A 22,057-nucleotide genomic window follows, 5' to 3' on the forward strand; every position below is an offset into this window, starting at 1 on the left:
GTGCAGGTCGGTGATGGCATTCGGCACGCTGGCACCGGGCGCGCGCAGACATGTCGCCCATAGACGTCCCGGCCCTTGACGCTCGGGCCGGGGGCTGCCGATGGCGGGCGTCGTCGACGCCGTGGCCATATCCGCAATCGGCAGCGGCCCGCGTGGGTATGCTGATGGACGGTTGTTACTGCAGCCACCGTCAGCGGAGCCGGCCCGGACCCGTTTCTGCGTCTACGGCGGAAAGAAGTGGATGCTTCGTCAGTGATTTGACTCTTGTCGTCTGTCGGCGCGTTGGTCCGGGTCGTCGTGCCGCAGAAGGATTCGCTATGTCTCGCGACAAGACAGCGCGGCTGCGCATGGACTACACCGGTGAGCCATACAGCGCCGCTTTCCGCTGGTACCGCAGCCGCGGCCTGTTCAACGGGCTCGTGCCCGACGCCGAATCACCCCAGCAACAGGTGCTGGAAGCCTGCGTGCTCAGGTCACTGGCCCGGCCAGCCCCGTCAGGGCTCCCGCTTCTTGTCTCTTCAGGAACGGCCTTCGGCCTGGAAGGCGTCTCCCCGGACGTGGACACTTTGTTCCTGCGGCCGGCGGGTGACCTCGTCGCCCAGGTCCTCGCGCGTATCCTGCCGTCGGCCGCAGCCGCTGGCGTGGTGGGCGTGCCGGGGCTTCGTGCCCAGGTCAGCCGTCGTTCTGGCCTGACGGTGGGGCGAATCGGGGAACGTGCGGTGATTGAGGTCCAGCCGAGCCGCACCGGAAGCGTTCAGGCAGCGCAGGAGGATCTCCAGGAAGCCGCCGAGCTCGTCACGGCTGCTGGACTGACCCCGCTGTGGAGCAACACAGGACTCGCGGAGGGCGAGAGCGAGGCGTGGGACCGGCTTCGTGGGGAGAGCGCGGACGCGGCGTTGTGGAGCACGGCGCTGCGCAGAATTGGTCTTTTCGTCGCCGAGTCCCCGGACTGGACCCGGCGCGGCCCAGCTCCAGAGGAAGTGGCCGGGCCCAGGCCGGCGAGGATCCGCCCGCGTCCCGTCAGCCCCGGCAGCCGGGTCACCGGCGTGGTCGCTGTGACCTCCGGTTCGGGCCGGGGCGGTCTGGGCTGTACGACAGCGGCCGTGGCTCTCGCTGGAGCACTCGCACGCAGCGGCGCGGCCGTGGGCATGCTCGCCGGACAGGACAACCCAAATGGAGTCCTCTCCTTCCGTCCAAAACCCCGGGGCACGGCGCCCGACGGCTGGTACGACCTGGTGGCGATCGACGGCGGTGGCACCGTCCGAGCCTCCGCCGTGCCCCAGAGCGCGGACGCAAGCGAGATGATCGCCCGGGCACGCACCATGTTCGACATCGTGATCATCGACGCCGGGCACGGAGACTTTCCACACGGCCAGTGGACCGCCTTCGCCGACGTAACCGTGGCGCTGGTGCCCCACGAAGAGCGGCACTGGGCCGGAGCGCAGCTCGTCGATAGCCGTCCCGACCGCATCCGATTCCTCGCGTGGCTGGACGACGCGTTCAACCGGTTCAACCGCGCCGGCGGCCGCCGTACGGAGCAGCTTGAGAAGCTACTGGCGTTCCTCGACGAGGAATTCCTCTTCTACGTAACCGGCCGGGAAGCCGACGGTGACGCCGCGGTCTACGACGCCTCCGATCCCGAGGACGCCGAGCAGTGGTGGTCGTCCTACGCCCTCGCGGACCAGATTGACCCCGACGAGGAAGATGCCGACGAGGACGACGGCCTGTCGTTGCCCACCGAGGAGGAAGCGCCGTTTCTGGACGAGTGGCGGGCTGACTTTCTGTCGTTTCTGGCCGAAGAGGGCGCGCGCCGCCACGCTGCCATGTGGGCACAGGCGGCGGCACAGTGGGCCGACCGCAGCAAGGACCGCAACCTCAAGCGGCTCTGGCCCGGCCAGGGCGAAGGCACTGAGGTTGCGCAGGAGTTTGCTGTCGCCGTGGAGAAGGACGCGATCAGGGAATGGGGCCTGCATGTGTGGCAGTCGCAGTTCCCCGTGTGGGAAGCCGCGCGTAAGGCCGGCGACGACCTGCTGCAGCCGTGGGCTCACCTGCTGGAGACCGTTGCTCTGCCCCGCGACCCGAAAGAGATCGCCACCCACCTGCGCGGCCAACTGCGCGGTCTGCCTAGCACGCCAACCGTCGTGGCCCTGGCGCGTGCTGAGAACAGGCTCGGCTCGGACCAGTTGACGGCGGTGCGTGACGTGCTGATGGACGACGGCTACGCCGGTCTCGTAGTGCTCCCCGAACTGCCGGTGTTCTCCGAGTTGCCCAGCAACATCGGCCGAGTGGCAGAGCGGGCGGGCGAGGCGGCAGCCGCCGCGAACCGCCTCGCGCACGTCGTCACCAACACCCTGCGCGAGGTATCCCGCACACGAGGCTCCCGCCACTGACGGATACGCAAGCCCGCTTCGGGCGCGCAGCCAGGCGACGAACCTAGGTGGGGAATGTCGCCCGGCTGCAGCTCGGGTCGGGTGCGGTGGAAGCGGGCGGGGTCCCCACCGGCCGCCCGCGTCGCGGGCGACGTCGACGCCGACTTCGACCACGAGGTCTGGGCTGCTATCCATCCGACACCTACGACGACGAATGGGCGCTCATCGAGCCCCTGCTTCCGGTCCCGGCCTGCGAGACCCCCACCGGGGGACGCCCGGAAAAGCATCCGCGGCGCGAGATCGTCGTCGCGATCCGCTACGTCGTCGACACCGGCTGCAAGTGGCGGGCCCTGCCCAGCGACTTCCCGCCCTGGCGGACCCGCTACGGCTTCATGGCCCGCTGGGCCGCAGCCGGCATCGTCGGACAGATCCACTACCAGCTCCGCAAACGCATCCGACGCGAGATGGGCCGGGCGCCCGGCGCGGTTGCCACCGTCATCGACTCCCAGTCCGTCAAGGCCGCGGAGACCCTCGGCAGGGACAGCCGGGGCTACGACGGCGCCAAGAAGATCAACGGGCGCAAGCGCCACCTGGTCGTCGACACCAAGGGCCTGCCGCTGTTCGTCATGGTCACCCCGGCCGACATGACCGACCGCGACGCAGCGAAAGAAGCCCTTCGTCAACGGCCTCGAACGCGATCTCGCCGCCGTCACCGCCGGCCTCAAGCGTCAGATGTACGGTCGGGCCGGATTCGGCCTCTTGCGGAAACGAGTCTTGCTAGCGTCCTGACGAGCCTGTCACGAGCTCTGCTGGAGTCGCTCCGCAGCCTGAGCAGGGGTGTCGTAGTAGCCAGGCCGTGCCAGCAGGACCGAGCTGAAGTGGTAGCCCTGCTCTTCCTCGGGCTCATCGTCGGCTGCGAATGGACGCCAGAAGCTCAGCAGCAAGTCCGGGGCAATCAATGAAGCATCGTCGTCATGGTCTTCCTCGATCGAGGTGAACTCGCCCATGCGCTGGACAACCTCACGGGCCGGAAGCGCGAACACGTCCACACCCTGATACAACACTCGGTCCGTCTGGGACGACGGCCTTCCCAACTCGATGGCCTCAAGCATGTCTCGCATGCAGTGAATGCTGATCATCAGCCCGCTGGGACGGAAGACGTGCTGCCCCGGCCGATCAGACTCCGAGATCGCAGAGAGATCGCGGAGCGAGTCCAGCGCCGCGTTGGCCGCGTGCCGAGTCATGCCGATCTGCAACGGGCCAACGCCAGTCGGTGGGGCGAGGTCGAAGTCCATGTGGGCATGATCCCAAACAGGTCTGTCAACGAGTCACGAAGGGCCATCCAGTCCCGGCAGGTTGTAGAGCGTGAGAGCTCCACAGAAGTTGGACCAGAACCCGAGTTTGGGCAGCGTTTGTTGATCGCAGAACCAGAAAATGTCGATGAAAACTGACACCGGTCATCGGCAACTCGCTCCGCTGGTCGCTGGTTCGCGCCAGCCTCACCCGACCTTCTGCAGGGCGCGTTCGCGGCGCGCGGCGATGCTGGAGCCGGACTCCCTGCGCGCCATCCTGCGCAGCACGATCGGTGCCACGAGCAGGCCGAACACCGCCCAGGCGCCCAGTACGCCGACCGTCTCCAGGTGCCGCCATGATTCCCCGATCTCGACGGCCTCAGCGTCGGACGGCAGCAATGCGGAGCGCATACCCAGGCCGAGCCAGTAGACCGGGAATACCTGGGCGATCCACTGCAGCCACTCCGGCAGCGCGGTGACGGGGTAGAAGATGCCCGAGATTGCGATCATCCCGAGGACGGGCAGCTGGATCAGCCCCTGCGAGCGTGCGCTGGTGAACACCGAGCTGAGTATGGCGCCGATCGGCAGGGTGGCCACCATGCCGATCACCACGACCCAGGCAAGACCCAGCCACGCGTCCACACCGAGGTCGAGCCCGTCGACGAGGAACAGCCCGGGGATCAGGAAGATCATCAGGTCGGCGAGCAGTCCACCGGAGACCGAGAGGACCTTGCCGATGAGGTAGCCGACCATGCCGTGGGGGGTGGCCTTGGCGCGCAGGAGAGTGCCGTCCTCGCGCTCCGCAGTGAGCAGCTGGCTCATGCTGACCATGCCGAAGGAGGCGTTCATGCCCAGGATGCTCGGCAGCGCGAGGGTGCCGAGCAGCAGCCCTGTGCTCCCGAACTCCACGTCGCGCATGAACCACAAGGCGCCCAGCATCAGCAGTGGCCAGAGCAGGTGGCTGGACAGCTCCGCTCCGTTGGTGAACGACTGGCGCAGCTCGATCAAGCCGCGCGTCAGGCCGGCGCGTATCGCACAGGTCATCGTGAAGCCTCCGCCTCGTGCACGAGCGCCAGATACGTCTGTTCCAATGAGGCGCGGTGGACTTCGAGTTCGCTGATCTTCTCGCCGTGCTGCTGGAAGAGCGTGCGTACGAAGTCGGTCGACTGCGGCGTCGACCGGCTGAAGCGCTGCTCGCCGTGCCGCCACCGCACGCGGTCCTCGCCGGCGATCTGCCGGGCCAGTTCGTGCGGCGTGCCGTCGGCGACGATCCGCCCGCGGTTGAGGATCACGATGCGGTCGGCGAGCTTCTCCGCCTCGTCCAGATCATGGGTGGTCAGCAGGACCGTGGTGTCCAGGCGGCGCACCAGCTCGTGGAACTCGCGCCTGGCCTGAGGGTCGAAGCCGGTCGTGGGTTCGTCGAGGAACAGCACGTCGGGGCGGCCGACGATGCCCAGCGCCACGTCCATGCGGCGCCGCTGCCCGCCCGACAGGGTTCTGATCTTCTGGTCGGCTTGCGCGGTCAGGCCGACCGCGTCGACGAGCTCGTCCGGCTCCCACGGGGTGCGTGCGCAGCAGGCGTAGTAGGAGGCCTGGTGGGCGAGGAGTTCGCGGACCCGCCACTTGCCGTGGTCGCGCCAGGACTGGAGCATGACGCCCACCCTGGCGCGCCACCGCTCGTCGGCGTGTGCCGGGTCGGTGCCGAGCACCTGCACACGGCCGGCCGAGCGCAGGCGGAAGCCCTCGAGGATCTCGATTGTGGTGGTCTTTCCCGCGCCGTTTGGCCCCAGTAATGCCACCACTTCGCCTGACTGCACCCGGAACGTCACGTGGTGCAGGATGTCGGCGCTGCCATACCGCATACTTAGCCCCTCGACGCTCAGGGCGGCCTGCGTCACAGCTCGCCCCGTACCCGCTCGATGAGCTCGGCCCGGTCCACGCCCGCCAGGGTGAGGGCGCGCGGGACCGTGCCGACCTCCGCCTGGAGGACGCCGAGCAGCAGGTGGCCGGAGCGCAGGTCCTTCTTGCGGTGCATGGTGGCCATCCGCTCGATGGCGAGCTTGGACGAGGCGCCGAGCCGGGGGTGGCGCGTGGGTTCCTGGGTCGCCCGCGGCAGGTCGAAGTCGTCGAGCGATACTCCGGCTGCAGCCAGGCTGTGCGCGAACTCCCGGTGCAGGGCGTCCTTGAGCGTTTCGTAGCCGAGGCCGGCGGCGTATAGCGCGCGCTGTGCGTCGGTGCCGTCCTGGGCGGCCACCGCCAGCAGCAGGTGGTGCGCGTCGATGGTGGCCGAGCTGTCTTCTTTGGCTTCGACCTCGGCCTGGTCCATGACTGACTGGAGGTACGTGTCGAACTGGCTCATCCTCGCCTCCTCAATGTGACTCCGGCGGCGATGAGCCGCTTGGCGTGCTTCTTGTAGACCGCCTGGCGCGTGATGCCGAGTGCCTCGGCGACCTGCGGCCAGCCCCAGCCGGACCGCATCGCCTGTTCGACGGCGGCGTCTTCAAGCTGATCGGCCAGGCGGCGCAGGGCGGCGACGGCCGCAAGTGCGTCCGCGGGATCATTGCTGGACATAGAAGCAACCGTAGTTGACTAATCGAATCGAAGCAACCGAGGTTGCTAAACTTGCTCAGGCGGTCCGTAGCCGGGACGCGGCTACGCCCCAGGTTCGGCAGGCGCGGGTGCCTCCACACCGACGCCGCAGCCCTGACCGGAACTACGGCGCCGACGTGGTGACCGATCCAGGGCGGGCGTTACGTCCTACGCCGCGGCCGGATCGCGTCCCGGGACCCTGGCGACCGCGTCGACGCCGGGGTGGGCGTACCGAGGGGCGGGAGCGGGCCGGCAGCGCTACGTGTCCGTTCACCGCGGCTATAGAGACGCCGAGCCGGAAGGGGCCGGGGACGGTCTGGCCGCCCGAGTCGTAGGGCAGGACGTCCGGCGGGCTGGGGCCGTCGGCGGCGTACACGGCGCAGTCGGAGAAGAACGCGACGGGATACTGTCCGGTGGCGGCGGCGAGGGCGATCATCTTGCGGTGCATGTTGATCCGGGCCCCGGAGATCACGGCGGCGCGGATGTCGGGCCGCCAGGCGGGCCGGGCCAGGGCGGGCCAGGCCTGCCCCGGCCAGCCGCCGCGCGCCTTCTCCTGCAGGGCAGGCGGAGGCGCGCGTCATCTGCCGCTGGGGCGGTCGGCGGCTACTGGTCGGGGTGGACGGCTTGGACGCCGGTGCCCGCGTACGCCTTGGGGGTCAAGGTGAGCAGGAATCGTCCGCTGGGGTGGGCGGGGGAGGGTCGGGCGGCGTGGATGGCGTGGACGGCTGCCCAGGAATGTCCGAAGCGCAGCAGTTCGGTGGCGGTGACCGCGGCGTCGGTGTCGAACGCCTCGATGCGGATGAACCGCAGGCCTTTGATGTAGCCGAGCAGTCCGGGCCGTTCGGTGTCGCCGGCCGTCAGCGACAGTACGGGGGCGGACAGGTCGCCGAGTCCGCCGGAGGCCTGGACGTAGAACGCGGCGACCGCCTCGTTGAACGGGTCCTTAGGGTCGTACAACGCACCCGCGGTCGTGTGGTCCAAGACGACCGCGATCCCCGCCACTATGCGGCCGCCTGCGGGTGGTGCGCTGCGCCGCCCAGACGCTCCAGCAGGGCCTTGGCCTTCGCCTCGGCTTCCGGGCTCGGCGCGGTGCCGAGGGCGGAGGCGAGCTCAGCGCGGGCCAGCTCGGCGCGCTCGGCGTACTCGGCCTGCGTCGGAGTGCCCTGCGCGAGGTCCTCCACCAGGCCACGAATCGTGGTGCCGTGCTCGGCCGCCAGCTGGGCGAGCCGGTCCCGCGCGGCCGTGCTCACCTTGATACTCGTCTCGTCTGCTGCCATAGCACCACTCTACCGCGCTCCTCTACCGCGGGTAGAGGGTGTCAGCGGGCTGCGGTGACGGTGACCGGTACGTCGGGGCAGCGGCTGAGCTCCTCGGTGAGCGCGCTCTGTTCGGCCGCGTCGATGCTCAGGGCCCACCGGGTCTTGTCTGCGATCCAGTCGGTGACGTACTGGCAGCGGTAGCCGGCGGCCGGTGGCAGCCAGGTGGTGGGGTCCTGGTCGGCCTTGGACCGGTTGGAGGCCGCAGAGACGGCGATGAGCGCGCGGTCGTCGCCGAGGTCGTTGGCGTAGGCCTCCCGCTCGGCGGCGGTCCAGGCGGAGGCGCCGGAGTCCCATGCCTCGGCGAGCGGGACGAGGTGGTCGATGTCCAGGCCGCTGGGTCCGTGGATGTACCGGTCGTCATACGGGCTGTACCACTCTCCGCCGCTCAGCTTGCACCCGGCGCCCTGCTCCGGGGCGATCACGGCCTCGGCTTTCAGCACCTCTGCGCGTGTATTGCAGCCGTCCTTGTCGGCGTCCACCCAGTGCTTGAACTTCGTCCGCTCGTATCCCGTGCGGTCCTCATCGCGTACGGGGAGGCCTGCGAGGGCATCGCGGACGGGCACGGTCACGGTGTCACCGGGCGCGGCGTGCGCTGCGAATGCGGTGGCCGGCGCGGCATGAGCAGCGGCAGGGATGAGCAGCGCGGCGACGGCGGCGGCTGCGGAGGCGGTGCGGACGAAACGCACAGGACGGCATCCTCTCGAAGATCACGAACTGGTCGTGATCTTCGTAGCGTCACCATGCCGCGCCGCGCCCGGTGACGGGCTCTGGCCCTACCCGATCGGGCGGTAAGTCGGAATTTCAACGGTGCTGTTTGAGTCAGCGCCATGACCGCACCACCTCCGCCACCCGACCCAACACGGCGCTCCCACCGCTCGCCCCACCGCCCCGTGCCTACCTGATGCACCTGCGGCGCGGGCTGGCGTACGGCACCGGCACCGCCTTCACCGGCCTGCTCGCCTACTGGATCCAGCAACGGATCTGATCCCAGGCGCACCAAACCAGCGGGCCCGCCGGGCACTGCACCAAGCCGCACGGGCATTGTGGCCCCTCACCCGGACGTCACCCCGCCCTGGGAGGCGATCCTCAGGCGCCGCAGGGAGTGTTGTTGTTGCGGAGGCTGTGGGTGGTGTCGTTGAGCTGGTAGGAGCGCAGATCGCTGATGGTGCCGCCCTCGCGGCCGACACAGACGTGCCGGCCGAAGTAGTTGTCCTTCTGGTAGATACGCGCGGTGCGGCTGCTGTTGTTGATGACGGAGCTTCCCTTGCCGCGGATGTAGTCCGGCAGATGTCGCACGGACCCGTCGACGGCGCGCTTGACGTAGGGCTGGCCGTTGAAGTCGATGTCGGGGTAGATGCACACGAACCCCCGCGGGCAGGCGATCTGGTCCCGCGACACCGAAGGGGTCGTGGCGTGAGCGGACGCGAGGCCGAGCAGCGATGCGGCCAGGACGGTCGGGACCGCGGTGGTGAGCAGCGTGGCCGCTCCCGTGCGCAGGCGCCGTAAGCGTGGAAGTGTCATGACCTCCGCCTGTCCGGGCGGAACGCTTCGCCATTCCGCTTGCCGCCGCCATTCATCCAGACGAGCGAGTCGGCGGCCACCAGAGCGAATGAGACCCGCGCAGCTACTCCGTGGTCAGCTGAAAGCAGGGCTTATGCCAGCGGGCCTCGCACCAGGAGAAGACGCGGGACGCCGCCAGACCGAGCGCGATCACCCCGAGCAGCCACGGGCTGGCCGGGACGCGCGCAGGCTGTCGTTCATACCTTTCGCCTTTCCAGGCCGGCAAACACGGTCCCGCGGGCCGTGCCACCCGCGACGCGCGGATGATCAACCGCGCTGTAGGCCGACCTCCGCACGGCCCGCACTAGGCGGTCGGCCTAGTCGGGGATGCCGAGTGCGGTGTCGGGCCGGCAGTGGACGCACGCCGGTACCTGCCGCCGCAGGGCGTCGAGTGCCTGCTCGCGTGTCGCGGGGCGGCAGCGCCCACTCTTGGCTGCGGCCCAGCAGTCGCCGGTGTGCACGGCGTCGATGTTGCTGCGGTTGAGCCCGTGCTGGATCAGCCACTCCGGCTGCGGCGGCCGCATTTCTTCGCCCTGCCGCCGCTCGTGTTCTCGCCGTTCCCCCTCGGTGGTCTACCGGTCGATCAGGGCAAGCTGCCGCGCACTCTGCCCTCGTAGGCCGCCCACGCCTCGAACAACGACCTCACGCTTTCCCAGCCCGGGTATGCAAGGTGGAGCTGTCGTAGCGCTTGCTGGCCACCACGGTCACCGTTCCTGCGCCACCCTGCCCCTACGTGGCTGAAACCGATCAAAACGGGATGCAATCAGTGCGTCGGACGTGTTTGTATGCGGCCAACGCGACGGGGGCGTAGCTGAGTTGACCGGTAGGCCCTTGTCGAACGTGGGTCAACACAGGGGGTACAAGTTGAAATTGAGAGCGCTGATCACAACGGGGGCTGTGGCGCTGGGGCTGCTGGGAACGGCTGCCGCTCCGTCAGCTGTGGCCGATCAGCCCAGTCCCGGACAGCTGCGTGTCACCGTTGGTCCGGCTCGGTCCCAGGTGAACGGATTCGCAGCCGGGCCGGCATCCAATGCCACCTGCACCGTCAACAAGATCACGATCAACCGCTTCAGCGAGTGCGAGTGGGTGACCATCCACGTCGACGTCATCAAGGTCATCGACGGGCGACCCGTCATCGAAGGCACCGTCGACTTTGACGTCAAGCACCAGATGACCCTGAAGACGAACTCCGCCAACTGGTCGGAGAAGTTCCACGTCTCCAAGGCGCGCACTACGCGCGCGGGCAAGGGCGTTGCCGTCAACATCGCCGCTGCTTCGGGAGGCGGCACCAAGGCCAGCGTCCACTTCTCGCAGGGCCACATCCTCAGCAGCGGTGCGGCGGATGGCAGCGTCGGCTACAAGACCAGCATCCCTCCGAAGAAGATCAACCCGAAGGCGAAAACCAAGTACACCTACACCTTCACCAAGCCCGGCTACACCCCGGGCACCGTCTCCTACGACTCGGCCGTCTACCGCTGCGACAACTACTACGGCAGCAGTCGAACCAGCCGGGCCGGCTGCGCCATCCCGGAAGTCCCCACCGCCGTGAGCATGGTCGGCCTGGCCCGCATCGACGAAGGCATCCGCAAGCTCCGTGCACGTGGCGGCCACTACGGTGATCCCAACGGCGGCAAGCCGCTGCACTGGATGATCAACAAGCGGCAGGAGGACGCGAACCGGAAGGCGGTGTGCCCGCGTACCGCACCGCCGGACATGCAGCGCGCCGGTCGTACCTCCTGCGACGAGTACCCCTTCGCCTCCTCGTATGAGGGCGGCACGCATCTCCACGCCAACCAGCGGGAGATCACCTGGGTGAAGGTTCAGGAGAACAAGTCCCAGGGCGGACGCATCACGGCGTGGCGCGGCCAGATGCACGTCATGGACCACGACCCCTTCTATGTGATCGCCTAAGCGCGGCTAGACTCACCGCCAGACAGGTGCCCCGCATCCCGGTGTGTTCGGGAGCGGGGCACTCTCTCCGTTGAAGGAGGGTCCCCATGCTGATCCGTGAAGCTACGTTCACCGTCGATCTTGGCGAGCACGGCTACCTCATCGGCTTCGACGACGACTATGACTTCCCGCACGAGATGCCGTTCGGCTGGCGCTGCGGCCCGGCCACGGACGCCATCGCGGTCGTCCTGCCCACCACCGACACCGGTCCCTTGCAGATGACCGTTCAGGTGCACGACCGCCCGCCCGGCCCCGAGCCCGGTGACGGATGGGAGCCGGCGGAGGAGATGAGCCTGCTCGCCGACGTTCCCACCCTCTACCTCGCCACCATCGGGCAGGGCGACTTCTGGGACGCATGGCCCGAAGAGCAACCGCCCCTTGAGGCGCCGCCACCGGCTGCCGACAGCGGTGGCTGGGTCCGCATGCGCCTGTACTGCCACGTCGACGACCCCGAGCCGGGCATCGGCGACCACGGGGAAAGGCACCTGGTCCAGCTCTGGCCGGCCCCCCAAATGCCTCCCGTACACCCCGACATCAGTGAGACGGACCGGCAGGCACGAGCCGACTACGCCGCAGATAGGGCCAAGCCCTTGGAGGACTACACCGCCACGTTCCCCTACCCCTACGGCGATGAAACCGACTGATGTCCGCGACGTGGGCGGTTCCACGTTCTGTTTCCTTTGGTGAGGTTCATGGTCGGGTCGGTGTGGAAGGCCGTCGAACCCGCCGGGTGGGACGTCCCGCGGGAGACCCGCCCGCGGCTGTGCGGCGAGTGTGGCGGTAGGTGACACCGGCCGCTGAGCCGGCGAAACGATGGGCCTTCCCACCCGGGTGGGAAGGCCCATCTGCCATGCCCAGTTTGTGTGCGGGCCAGGGCCCAAGGGGTGAGGTGCCGTTGTGGCGGTCGACCTGGCGGCTGGCGCGCTCGCGGTTGAGGAAGGGGCGATGAGCCATGACGCCGCAGTCTGACAGAGGAGACCGGCATCCCCTGTCCCGTCGTCAACCCAGCGACGGGTGAGCGGACCGCCACAGCACTGCGCGACGCGGGGCCTGCCAGGCTGGAGGGTCCGGATGGCCGGCCTAGTCGGGGATGCCGAGTGCGGTGTCGGGCCGGCAGTGGACACACGGCGGTATCTGCCGCCGCAGCGCGGCGAGTGCCTGCTCGTGTGTCGCGGGGCGGCAGCGTCCGCTCTTGGCTGCGGCCCAGCAGTCGCCGGTGTGCACGGCGTCGATGTTGCTGCGATTGAGACCGTGCTGGATTAGCCACTCCGGCTGCGGCGGCCGCCGCTCCTCGCCCTGCCGCCGCTCGCGTTCTCGCTGTTCCTCCTCGGCGATCCACCGGTCGATCAAGGCAAGCTGCTGTGCACTCTGCTGCTCGACGACGCGGCGGGCGAACCGCAGCGTGTCCAGACGTGAGCCCGGATGGTCCTGGTCCACCTCCCCGCTCCTCCCTGTACGGCCCGTGTATCCGCTTGCCGTAGAATTCGAACACATGCTCTAGTTCGAGTATGCATCGCGTTGACCACCTCACCGACACCCAGGAGCGCGTGCTGCGCTGCATCCGGCAGTCGATCGCCGACCGCGGGGAAGCGCCCACGGTGGCCGAGATCGGGGCAGCGGTCGGCATGCGCAGCCGGGCCTCCGTCCATTACCAGCTGGTGGAGCTGGAGACGAAGCGCGCCATCGTCCGCGAGCCCGGCCGCTCTAGAGGGATCAGGCTCGCGTGAACGGCGCCGGCCGCTACCACCTGCTGCTCACCAGCGACGGCCGGCCGGTCCAGCACGGCTGGTGGTCGAACGAGGCGGTGGCGCGCGACAAGTGCCGGCGCTGGATCGGCTCGGTCGGCACTATGCCGACGCCTCGCGTCACCCTCACTGACGAGGAGACGGGCACCGTGCTGACGGCCTGGCCCGAGACGTCGTAGCTCTCTGCCATGCTGGCGCGGACGAAGGGGGACCCCATGGCCCATCGCCCGCGCCCGAGCCGTGAGCGCGCTCTCAGGCAGATCGAGCGGCACGCCTTTGAGGTTGGCCCGGCCCTTCCGGCCCGGCGGCTGACGCCCGTCGAGCAGCAGTTGCTCGACGGGACGGCATCGGTGGTCACGGACATCGAGCCGTTGGCAACAACGCTGCACCAGGTGGCTCCGGCGGTAGATGAGTACCGCCTGCGCACGCGCTGACCCAGGGGCCGCTTCGCCTACTCGGCCGGGTCCTCGTCCGTGTGCCGGACTGCTTTCTTCACAGCCTGCTCCAGCTCGTAGCGATTGACACCCGCCGCCGCGGCGTGTGCGGTGATGGCCGCCTGCGCGGTCTCCGATGCTTCGCGCCAGCGGCGCCACTGGGCGTCGTACTCCGTCCCGGTGAGGCCCGCGAGCTTCGCGCGTTCCTGCTCGGCGGATCGTTCCAGCATGATCAGTTCATCGGGGACCTCTGCCACAGGCACGGATCCTAAGCAGCGCGCGCGACGCCTGGCCCATCTGGCCCGCCGACCGATCGGGTGGAGCCTCGTGATCATCGGCGGCGACGACGTCTGCGGCGACAGCTCTGATCACCATGCTCCGGGTTCGGTAGCTGGGGACATCTGGCCCGAGGCCTCATGGCACAGGACGATGTCCGGGGCGGCCACCTTTTCGGCGCTGTGGCACAGCTGGCGCATCTGCCGAGGACAGGGCTGAGGGCGAGGCCGCGGGGAACCGTGGGCGCCTGATGGTGGTGTCGTGTCCTCGGATGGTGCCGGTGGGTCCGCGCACACTGACCGTGCGGCCGCTCATGGCTCACCACGCAGCACGTTCCTCTTCGCACAGACGCCATGCCGAGGCCAGACGCCCGAATTCGTGCGGAACCGGCCATACAGGACTTTGCAATCTCTTTACGGTGGCGGTGGCGAAACATTGGGCAACTGCTGCCCCTCCTCTGCCGGTTCGCTGTGCTTTCTCTTGAAGGCGTGTTCCTAGGGTCAGTGCAGTCCCCCGGAAGTCCGGTTCACGGACTTCCGCCTCCCCACTGATCTGGAGATGTCTGATGCGTGCTCTGCCCCGTCGTGCCGCTCTCGCTGCTCCCGCCGCCGTCATGCTGTTCGCCCTCGTCGCCTGCGGCGGCGGCTCTGATTCCGGCACTGCAGTGGTGGCAGGCCTACTGGAGTCACCGTCGCGAGCGCACGACCGCGAATGTCCCACCCGACGAGCGACCCCCCGCCGGATCATGAGCCTCTGCAGGGCGGCGGCGGCGCGTGCGGTGCGCGGGTCGCCGAACCGCGCTGGGCTGGCGAGTACAGCAGCATGCCGATCGCCCGCATCACGCTCGCCGAGGACACCACTGACGTAAGGCGACCATCACGGGTCAGAAATCCGGCGGAACGTCTGCGTATACCGTGTCAGCGAACCGGATCATCTCCTGCGGACGGATCTTCGCCAGCACCGGGAGAGGCGTCAGCCATGACCCCCGCGAGAACGCCGTCCCCAACAAATGGCCAGCCCGCGGCAGACCGACTGCCTTCGCCACCTCGGTCAGCGCCTGTGCCTGCAGGTCCGTGTCGGGGATGGTGCGAGCTGTCCGCTCGATGTTGGTGGCCAGTGTACGGGCCCATGTGTGGTCGCCGGCCTCGGCTATCGCCTTGGCCACTTCGGTCAGCGTCTGTGCCTGCGGGCTCGGGTGGGTGATGGTGCGGGCGATCTGCTCGGCTCGGGTGTGATCCCCGGCTTCGGCCAGTGCCTTGGCCACTTCGGTCAGCGCCTGTGCCTGCCGGTATGGGTTGGTGATGGTGTGGGCGATCTGTTCGGCCTCGGTGGCCAGTGCATGGGCCCATGTGTGGTCGCCGGCCGCGGCTATCGCCCTGGCCACTTCGGTCAGCGCCTGTGCCTGCGGGCTCGGGTGGGTGATGGTGCGGGCGATCTGCTCGGCTCGGGTGTGATCCCCGGCCTCGGCCAGTGCCTTGGCCACTTCGGTCAGCGCCTGTGCCTGCGGGCTCGGGTGGGTGATGGTGCGGGCGATCTGCTCGGCTCGGGTGTGATCCCCGGCCTCGGCCACAGCCGTCGCCAGCCCGGTCAGCGCCTGTGCCTGCCGGTATGAGTCGGTGATGGTGTGGGCGATCTGTTCGGCCTCGGTGGCCAGTGCATGGGCCTGGGTGTGGTTCCTGGCCCTGGCCATCGCCTTGGCCACTTCGGTCAGCGCCTGTGCTTGCTCGTGCGGGTGGGTGATTGTGCGGGCGATCTGCTCGGCGTCGGTGGCCAGTGCACGAGCTCGGGTGTGGTTCCCGGCCTCGGCTATCGCTGTCGCCACCCCGGTCAGCGCCCATGCCTGCAGGTACGGCAGGTACGGCAGGTACGGGTGGGTGATGGTGCGGGCGATCTGCTCGGCCCGGGTGTAGTTTCCGGCCTCGGCCACCGCCTTCGCGACCTTGGTCAGCGCTTCTGCCTGCAGGTCCGGGTGGTTGATGGTGCGGGTGATCTGCTCGGCCTGGGTGTGGTTTCCGGCCTCGGCCACCGCCTTGGCCACCTTGGTCAGCGCCCGTGCCTGCCGACCCGGGTGGGTGATGGTGTGGGCGATCTGCTCGGCTCGGGTGTGATCCCCGGCTTCGGCCACAGCCGTCGCCACCCCGGTCAGCGCCTGTGCCTGCTGGTACGGACGAGTGATGGTGCGGGCGATCTGCTCGGCGTGGGTGGCCAGTGCACGGGCCTGGGTGTGGTTTCCGGCCTCGGCCATCGCCTTGGCCACCTCGGCCAGCGCTTCTGCCTGCAGGTCCGTGTCGGTGATGGTGCGGGCGATTTGCTCGGCCCGGGTGTGGTTTCCTGCCTTGGCCATCGTCTTGGCCACTTCGGTCAGCGCCTGTGGCTGCCTGCTCGGGTGGTTGATGGTGCGGGTGATCTGCTCGGCTCGGGTGTGATCCCCGGCTTCGGCCACCGCCTTCGCGACCTTGGTCAGCGCTTCTGCCTGCAGGTCCGGGTGGTTGATGGTGCGGGTGATCTGCTCGGCTCGGGTGTGATCCCCGGCTTCGGCCAGTGCCTTGGCCACTTCGGTCAGCGCCCGTGCCTGCCGGGATGGGTGGGTGATGGTGCGGGCGATCTGCTCGGCTTGGGTGTGATCCCCGGCTTCGGCCACAGCCGTCGCCACCCCGGTCAGCGCCTGTGCCTGCTGGGCCGGGTCGGTGATGGTGCGGGCGATCTGCTCGGCGTGGGCGGCCAGTGCACGGGCCTGGGTGTGATCCCCGGCCTCGGCCATCGCCTTCGCCACCTCTGTCAGCGCCTCCGCCAGCGGGCCCGGGTGGGCGATGGTGAGGGCGATCTGCTCGGCGTGGGTGGCCAGTGCATGGGCCCATGTGTGATCCCCGGCCTTGGCTATCGCCTTGGCCACCTTGGTCAGCGCCTGTACCTGCAGGTCCGGGTGGGTGATGGTGCGGGTGATCTGCTCGGCTCGGGTGTGATCCCCGGCTTCGGCCACAGCCGTCGCCACCCCGGTCAGCGCCTGTGCCTGCTCGTGCGGGTGGGTGAGGGTGTGGGCGATCTGTTCGGCGTGGGTGGCCAGTGCACGGGCTCGGGTGTGATCCCCGGCCTCGGCCATCGCCTTCGCCACCTCTGTCAGCGCCTGTGCCTGTCGGCCCGGGTCAGTGATGGCGTGGGCGAGTGCTTCGGCGCGGTGGGGTTGGCCAAGGATGGCCCATACGGCGGGGAGTTTGACGGGGATGTGGGTGTTGCGGGATTCGAGGTGGCCGCGGTGGTGGGACAGCCGGGCAAGGGCATACAGGTCCGGGTCCGGGCTTTTGAGGAGCAGGTCCTGGCAGATTCTGATCTCGGTGAGGGCGGCGGTGTCGCCGCCGGTCAGGTCGAGCATCCGGTCGTGGCGGGCCGGGTCAATGGCCAGGGCGGTCAAGCGGCGAGTGTCGCCGGCGGTGGCCAGCATGCGGGGGTAGCCGGTCAGGAGGTATTCGGGGGTGTGCAGCGGCCACGACGGTTGTTCGCCTGTGGGGGTGCGGTAGTTCTCGGCCCAGGCGTGGAGCCGGTCGCAGTAGTGGGCCAGGCGATCGGGACCTAGGTAGTGGCAGGCGGCATTGTGCAGTTCCTCGTGGCCGAGCAGGTACACCTGGCCTGCCTCGTCCTGCCCGACGGAGGCGAGCCGGCGGGTGAAGGTCCGCCCGGCCACGGTGTGGAGGATGTCCTCCACGGTCACCAGGTCCGCGCCGGTCAGCTCCCGCAGGTCAGGGCCGGACAGGCCGCCGCGGGCGGCGGTCAGCAGGCCCAGTAGATCCTTCTCGGTGGGGCTTCCTTTGAGGAGGCGTTTGAGTTCGGACTGGCCCAGGCGTTGCAGGTCCCGGGCATGGGGGGAGGCGCCGAGCAGGCGGATGATGCCCGGGTCATGCAGCGGGTGCCAGTCGGGTACGTCGTCGGGGATGGGCGGGTTGGGCCGTCCGGCGACGATGACCCGCATCCCGTTAGGCGGCCGGCCGGGCAGCAGTCCGGCGATGCTGTACGCCCCTGGCCCGGTGGTGACACCGCGGTCTTCGTCCAGCCCGTCTACGACCAACACCAGTCGGCTGCCTGCCTCCAGGCAGGCAGTCGCGGCATCGGTGAGCAGATCCAGCAAGGCCGCTTCACGGGCCGCCTCGTCTCCCCCGACCGGCAGGTCCAGGCCGAGCAGCACGCACAGCTGTTCCGTCAGCGCGGTAGTGAATGCCTCCCGGGTGTCTTGTGAGGCGAGCCGGGCAGTGATGAAGAACGACACCAGCTGCACGCCGCGGTCCGTCAGCGGCTTCGGCGGGTTGAGTACGAAGGTGGACAGCAGGGCGGACTTGCCCGCCCACGGCCCGGCCCGCCACCACACATACGGGCCGCGCTGCTCCTCCAAGCAGAAGGCGGCGAGCTCGGCCAGCTCGGCGTCCCGGTCCCGCAGCCGGGGCGGCGCGATCCGTTCCACCTGCCGCCGGTATGCCGAGCGCACCAGCCGCGGCACGGCAGAGCCCCCGTACTGGTGGATCGTCACAGACCCCGTGACCTTGTTGAAACTGGTACCGCCGCCCTCTTCAGGAGCGTGCGCCAGGAAAGAGTCAGCCGGACATGCAGGCAGCCGCGACGCCGCGGCTATGCCACCGGTGGTGCCGGGTGCGGTCAGGGGCGTGACCGGCCCGGCCCGGAAGGGTCCGGCCGCTGCCCCGCAGCGCTACCGTCCATATTCACGTCTCCGGCGATCTGCCCGAAGGCGATCCCGTTCCCACTGGCCTGGGCGTGGGCGTCTCCGGTGAACACCCTCGAACCGCCGCCGGTCACCACCGACGTACCGCCGGCCGTCTCCGCTGCCTGCAGTTGGGCCACCAACTCAGAGACCGTCTGGCCGAAGACGTCGTCCTTGCGCGCCGCGGCAGTGACCGCCAACTCCACCTGCTGACGGGTCAGCTCGCTGACCTGCCCCTCCTCGGTAGCGGCCTCCTCGGCCAGATCATCCAGAACGGGGTGCGCGCCGAGCTTGGCCGCGACCGTGGTGTGCAGCCTGTCCAGACTCGCATCGATGGCCGTATCCACAACGGCATCCACAGGGCCGGCCGCTCTGCGGGCCTTCCGCACCGCCCATGCGATCACGTACCCAGCCACCACTCCAGCTTCGATCACCATGCGACCCGCACCCTTCCCCCGAAACGCTCATCCCCCTCCATCATGCCCAACACGCAACCACAGGGGTGGAATTCGCCGATTCCAGCTGTCGACAGCGCAGCGGGCTGGAGGCCTGGCCGCCTTGACACCGCCCGCTCGAGGTACGCGATATGCACGGTTCAGTTCAACCCACCCGCGCCGACGGGTGGGGTCACCGGTGACCCCGCCGTCCCTGCAGTCGTGGTCCGTCTGGCAGTGGTCACTGCGCAGGCTCGGACAGTGTCTGCCCAGTCGAGTCCGAGGCCAGCGAGCCGCTGCAGCTGCTCCGCGCTCAGCCCGGCTCGCCGAGCCTTGGTGTTGGACAGGAACACCCCCAGCCTGACCTCTGCACGGTCTGGCAGAACCTCTACATGCCCTCTGGAGACGGTCACAGAGCCGGTGCGTGCCTTGTATTGCGCGAGGGCTGCGCACCCCCGCTCGAAGGCGGCAGAGCCGCCCCTGGCGGCCTTCCTGGGCGCCTCCTGCGTCTCGGGTGGCAGTGGTGTGACGTCCAGGCTGCCGAGGCGTTCGCGCTGGCCCGGCTTGAGTCCCTGCCAGATGACCTGCTGGCGCTGCCGTTGAAGCCAGCGGCCTACGTCGATTCCGTCCGCGGTGACTCCGGGCACGATTTCCTCGAGCCCGGCTCCCGTCGCGACGAGCCCGGCTACGGCGGTGTAGGTGCGTTGCCAGTCGACCGCCCACCCCAGGGCGCTGGGGTTCCAGTCGGGGTCGATCGCGGCGAGCTGCGCCGCGCGCCGTCGGGCTACGGCCTGGTTCTTGCCGAGGCCGTTCTTTTTGCGGCAGTTGGCGAGCCATTGTCCGATGGGTTTGTCGAGCATGGTGGCGGTGGCGGGGGCGGCCAGTGTTCCGGTCTCAGCGTAGTAAGCACGGGCCGCGGACAGGTTCTCCTCCCAGGCCGCGTCGGCCGGGTCCCACACCATGCCCAGCTCGTCCAGGTCCGCCGCCCGCTCCGCGGCCATCCTGCCCGCCACCAGGGCCCTGCGTTGGTCTGCCAGCCAGCGGCCCAGCGGAAACGAGTGCCCGGCCGGCATCAGCTCCCGGTGTCCGTACGGCACCGCCAGATGCCCCATCCGCTCCCGGAACGCGACCGCCGCCTGGTGCCCGGCCTTCCAGTTCGCGTGCTCGGGCTCGATCAGGTTGTAGCGGATCATGCGTGCGATCAGTGCCGGGTCGCGGTGGCTGCCGAACCGCAGCAACAGCCGCCGCTCGTCCTCGCCCTCGTCGGGCGCTTCACCGAGGAACGACGGCAGTGTGCCCGTTACCGGTGAATTCTCTTGCGGAATAGCGAGCATTTCCACGGCGCGTTCATCGTGCGCGCGGAGCCCGTTCAAAACCCGAATCAAGGGCCGATACGAAGCCGAGTACGGCATGTCTTCTTCCGTCTCGCCCGGGCTCAGGAAAATCGGCACGACCAGCGTCGCAAGCTTTCCTTGTCCCGGTGTCTGCCGGAGTGCTCGGCCGATGGCCTGGACGATGTCGACCGCGGAGCCTTTAGGGTCGATGAGGGCGACCGAGTCCACCGCTGGGCAGTCGACGCCCTCGCCCAGCACCCGGCAGTTGGACAGCACCGCCCGCCCGGCCCGCCCTCCGAACTGCGCCAGCCGGTCCGTGCGTACGTCGGCGTCGTGTTCCCCGGACAGCCAGGAGGCCCATACCCGTTCCGGGTGCCGGCCGGGGTCTTCGGCGTGCAACCGCTTCGCGGCTCGTCCGAGTCCTTCGGCGAAGGCGCGTGCTTCGATGGTGCGGTGGTGGAAGGTGATGCACCGCGTCAGATCGTGCGCGGCCATCGTCTCCAGAAGTGCGGCCTGGAGCACCGCGAGCCGTTCCCCGCGCACCTCCTCCGACTCCCGCTCTGTGCCGTACAGCCGCTGCGGGGTGAGGCTGGGATCCCGCAGTTCCGCGACCACGACCTGGTACCGCGCAAGCAGCCCCCGAGCGATCGCATCCGACAAATCAAGCTCGAAGAGAACGGGCCCAAAAATCGCCTCGTCGTCCATCGAACAGGCCATCTCTTCCGGCAGCCGGTCCACCGCCACCGAAGCCGCCGGCTCCCCGGACCGCTCAGCAGCCGTAGAAGCCTCACCCGGGCCGCCCGCCGCGCCCGCTTCTTCTCCTCCGGGCCGCTGCGCGGCCGCAGTCGCCTCGCCGGCTTCCTCCCGTCGCCACCGCGGCCGCGCGGGCCGTTCCTCCCAGATCCGCGGCGTCGCCGTCATGTACAGGCGCCGCATGGCGGGCAGCAGCTCCTGGTCGTGTACCGCCGCCCACGCCTTCGCGAACGAACCGCTGGTCCGGTGGGCCTCATCGACCAGCACCACGTCCCACACATCCATGGGTAGCCCGTACTCGCCCCGGTGCGCCTCGATCAGCACCGGCAGCGAGGCGTAGGTGGCGAACACCGTCACCGGCCCCCGCCCATGCCACAACCCCAGCTGCGGCGCACTCGTCGTCGCCCGCACTCCCAGTGTGAACAGGCTCGGGTCGTCGTCCAGCGAGCACACCGCAACCGCCGGCCCCGCATGCCCGAACGCCCGCCACTCCCTGACGGTCTGCGCCAGCAACGCCAGGGTCGGCACCAGCACCAGGACCCGGCCATCCGGCACCAACCGCTTCACCGCGGCCGCACCGATGAACGTCTTCCCGGTACCGCAGGCACTCACCACCGTGCCGCGCAGACCCTGCGGCGGAATCCGTTTGCCCGGCGGAATATCGAGGCCTTTCACGATGGCTTCCACGGCCTCGATCTGGTGCGGGCGAAGAGAGAATGATTCCGTCATCGTCGAGGGCGTCCGATCCGGGGGAGATACAGGCTGGCATCCACTCGCGATACTACCCGCTGCATCATTACGAAGCACAGGCGGGATGCATCTACACAATAGTACGGCCGGAAAGAACCCTCACGCATGCCAGTCATGTGCTACGTTCCCCACGCCGTGCAGTCGGCCTTACCATCCGGGATGATTGCGATCGGTTGCTTCTGACGTGCCGTCCGGTGACAGCAGGTCAGTTTCCAAGTCCAGGCCGGCAGCCCCCTTTAAGCCCGGCCTCGACGGGAGGCAGTAGGCCACGGTTCGTGATCCTACCCGCCAGCAGAGTTGATGCAGCCTCACCCCTGCTGCTGCCCGGCGAAGCCGGCAAGGGGCGGGAGCGCAGCGGACGCCCCCGCCCGGGTCGCGCAGCGACCCGGGCCCAAGGATTGGAGCGAAGCGGAAATCCGAATTCACGCGGAGCGTGAATTCCCCAACACGCGGAGCGGGTTGAGGGAAAGTGCGAAGCACTTTCCCCGAATTCGCGAAGCGAATTCCGTTGCTCCGCGCGCAGCGCGGAGGGACCCGCTCCGCGGGG

The 22,057-nt window shown here is 69.0% G+C and carries 22 protein-coding genes and 2 pseudogenes; 8 read left to right on the plus strand and 16 right to left on the minus strand.

The features are described 5' to 3' along the window. Positions 1 to 317: 317 nt before the first annotated feature. Positions 318 to 2,390 (plus strand): hypothetical protein, encoded by a 2,073-nt coding sequence (locus B446_RS35650; RefSeq protein ID WP_020945086.1) that lies wholly within the window; start codon positions 318 to 320, stop codon positions 2,388 to 2,390. A gap of 158 nt (positions 2,391 to 2,548) precedes the next feature. Continuing rightward, positions 2,549 to 3,046: pseudogene (locus tag B446_RS38655) on the plus strand (IS5 family transposase); the annotation flags it as partial. Between the two features lie 120 nt (positions 3,047 to 3,166). Here B446_RS38655 and B446_RS35655 read toward each other — a convergent pair. The 9 genes and pseudogenes from B446_RS35655 to B446_RS35690 form a co-directional block, all read right to left on the minus strand. Beyond that, positions 3,167 to 3,664: a hypothetical protein gene (locus B446_RS35655; protein WP_043479848.1), complete on the minus strand. Its 498-nt coding sequence runs from the start codon at positions 3,662 to 3,664 to the stop codon at positions 3,167 to 3,169. 204 nt (positions 3,665 to 3,868) lie between these two features. Beyond that, positions 3,869 to 4,705: an ABC transporter permease gene (locus tag B446_RS35660; RefSeq protein WP_020945088.1), complete on the minus strand. Its 837-nt coding sequence runs from the start codon at positions 4,703 to 4,705 to the stop codon at positions 3,869 to 3,871. Beyond that, complete coding sequence (locus B446_RS35665) at positions 4,702 to 5,523, minus strand: ABC transporter ATP-binding protein (protein WP_020945089.1); 822 nt, start codon at positions 5,521 to 5,523, stop codon at positions 4,702 to 4,704. The genes B446_RS35660 and B446_RS35665 overlap by 4 nt, the downstream gene beginning before the upstream one ends. Positions 5,524 to 5,555: 32 nt before the next feature. After that, entirely contained in the window at positions 5,556 to 6,020 is a 465-nt protein-coding gene (locus B446_RS35670) for a Clp protease N-terminal domain-containing protein (RefSeq protein ID WP_020945090.1), read from the minus strand. Beyond that, entirely contained in the window at positions 6,017 to 6,232 is a 216-nt protein-coding gene (locus tag B446_RS35675; protein WP_020945091.1) for a hypothetical protein, read from the minus strand. The genes B446_RS35670 and B446_RS35675 overlap by 4 nt, the downstream gene beginning before the upstream one ends. 301 nt (positions 6,233 to 6,533) lie before the next feature. Next, positions 6,534 to 6,809: pseudogene (locus tag B446_RS40675) on the minus strand (transcriptional regulator); the annotation flags it as partial. A 44-nt stretch (positions 6,810 to 6,853) separates the two neighbouring features. Then, entirely contained in the window at positions 6,854 to 7,252 is a 399-nt protein-coding gene (locus B446_RS35680; RefSeq protein WP_020945093.1) for a hypothetical protein, read from the minus strand. After that, positions 7,252 to 7,527 (minus strand): hypothetical protein, encoded by a 276-nt coding sequence (locus B446_RS35685; protein ID WP_020945094.1) that lies wholly within the window; start codon positions 7,525 to 7,527, stop codon positions 7,252 to 7,254. The genes B446_RS35680 and B446_RS35685 overlap by 1 nt, the downstream gene beginning before the upstream one ends. 41 nt (positions 7,528 to 7,568) lie before the next feature. Continuing rightward, positions 7,569 to 8,255, minus strand: coding sequence for an HNH endonuclease family protein (locus B446_RS35690; RefSeq protein ID WP_020945095.1), 687 nt, complete (start codon positions 8,253 to 8,255; stop codon positions 7,569 to 7,571). A gap of 128 nt (positions 8,256 to 8,383) precedes the next feature. Between B446_RS35690 and B446_RS39430 the strand changes: the two genes are divergently transcribed. Next, on the plus strand, positions 8,384 to 8,554 hold the full coding sequence (locus tag B446_RS39430) for a hypothetical protein (RefSeq protein WP_158506804.1): 171 nt from the start codon (positions 8,384 to 8,386) through the stop codon (positions 8,552 to 8,554). 101 nt (positions 8,555 to 8,655) lie between these two features. Here B446_RS39430 and B446_RS35695 read toward each other — a convergent pair whose 3' ends face one another. Together B446_RS35695 and B446_RS35700 are read right to left on the minus strand one after the other, a co-directional pair. Further along, positions 8,656 to 9,090 (minus strand): peptidase inhibitor family I36 protein, encoded by a 435-nt coding sequence (locus B446_RS35695; RefSeq protein WP_020945096.1) that lies wholly within the window; start codon positions 9,088 to 9,090, stop codon positions 8,656 to 8,658. A 356-nt stretch (positions 9,091 to 9,446) separates the two neighbouring features. Beyond that, positions 9,447 to 9,653, minus strand: coding sequence for a DUF6233 domain-containing protein (locus tag B446_RS35700; RefSeq protein ID WP_020945097.1), 207 nt, complete (start codon positions 9,651 to 9,653; stop codon positions 9,447 to 9,449). A gap of 373 nt (positions 9,654 to 10,026) precedes the next feature. Between B446_RS35700 and B446_RS35705 the strand changes: the two genes are divergently transcribed. Both B446_RS35705 and B446_RS35710 read left to right on the plus strand, forming a co-directional pair. Next, positions 10,027 to 11,040: a NucA/NucB deoxyribonuclease domain-containing protein gene (locus tag B446_RS35705; protein WP_420010354.1), complete on the plus strand. Its 1,014-nt coding sequence runs from the start codon at positions 10,027 to 10,029 to the stop codon at positions 11,038 to 11,040. Between the two features lie 86 nt (positions 11,041 to 11,126). Further along, complete coding sequence (locus B446_RS35710) at positions 11,127 to 11,723, plus strand: hypothetical protein (RefSeq protein WP_020945099.1); 597 nt, start codon at positions 11,127 to 11,129, stop codon at positions 11,721 to 11,723. A 436-nt stretch (positions 11,724 to 12,159) separates the two neighbouring features. Here B446_RS35710 and B446_RS35715 read toward each other — a convergent pair whose 3' ends face one another. Continuing rightward, positions 12,160 to 12,516, minus strand: a complete 357-nt coding sequence (locus tag B446_RS35715; protein WP_020945100.1) for a DUF6233 domain-containing protein — start codon at positions 12,514 to 12,516, stop codon at positions 12,160 to 12,162. A 71-nt stretch (positions 12,517 to 12,587) separates the two neighbouring features. On the opposite strand from B446_RS35715, the gene B446_RS35720 reads away from it, so the two are divergent. From B446_RS35720 to B446_RS35730, 3 genes are read left to right on the plus strand one after another with little or no spacing between them, the layout of a single operon-like run. Continuing rightward, positions 12,588 to 12,806: an SOS-response transcriptional repressor, LexA gene (locus tag B446_RS35720; protein WP_020945101.1), complete on the plus strand. Its 219-nt coding sequence runs from the start codon at positions 12,588 to 12,590 to the stop codon at positions 12,804 to 12,806. Continuing rightward, the gene (locus tag B446_RS35725; protein WP_020945102.1) at positions 12,803 to 13,003 is read left to right on the plus strand and encodes a hypothetical protein; all 201 of its coding nucleotides are present in this window, start codon (positions 12,803 to 12,805) and stop codon (positions 13,001 to 13,003) included. Before B446_RS35720 ends, B446_RS35725 begins: the two co-directional genes overlap by 4 nt. A 36-nt stretch (positions 13,004 to 13,039) precedes the next feature. After that, a complete protein-coding gene (locus B446_RS35730; protein ID WP_020945103.1) occupies positions 13,040 to 13,258 on the plus strand; it encodes a hypothetical protein in 219 nt (72 codons plus the stop codon). A 17-nt stretch (positions 13,259 to 13,275) separates the two neighbouring features. Here B446_RS35730 and B446_RS35735 read toward each other — a convergent pair whose 3' ends face one another. The 4 genes from B446_RS35735 to B446_RS35750 form a co-directional block, all read right to left on the minus strand. Beyond that, entirely contained in the window at positions 13,276 to 13,515 is a 240-nt protein-coding gene (locus tag B446_RS35735) for a hypothetical protein (RefSeq protein WP_237751146.1), read from the minus strand. A gap of 902 nt (positions 13,516 to 14,417) precedes the next feature. Then, complete coding sequence (locus tag B446_RS35740) at positions 14,418 to 18,050, minus strand: hypothetical protein (RefSeq protein ID WP_020945105.1); 3,633 nt, start codon at positions 18,048 to 18,050, stop codon at positions 14,418 to 14,420. Positions 18,051 to 18,175: 125 nt separating this feature from the next. Next, a complete protein-coding gene (locus tag B446_RS35745; RefSeq protein WP_020945106.1) occupies positions 18,176 to 18,676 on the minus strand; it encodes a hypothetical protein in 501 nt (166 codons plus the stop codon). Between the two features lie 158 nt (positions 18,677 to 18,834). Then, positions 18,835 to 21,489 carry a DEAD/DEAH box helicase gene (locus B446_RS35750; RefSeq protein WP_020945107.1) on the minus strand — a complete coding sequence of 885 codons (2,655 nt, stop codon included), beginning with the start codon at positions 21,487 to 21,489 and terminating at the stop codon, positions 18,835 to 18,837. Positions 21,490 to 22,057 lie beyond the last annotated feature (568 nt).

It is taken from the genome of Streptomyces collinus Tu 365, from assembly GCF_000444875.1.
GTDB classification, from domain to species: domain Bacteria; phylum Actinomycetota; class Actinomycetes; order Streptomycetales; family Streptomycetaceae; genus Streptomyces; species Streptomyces collinus_A.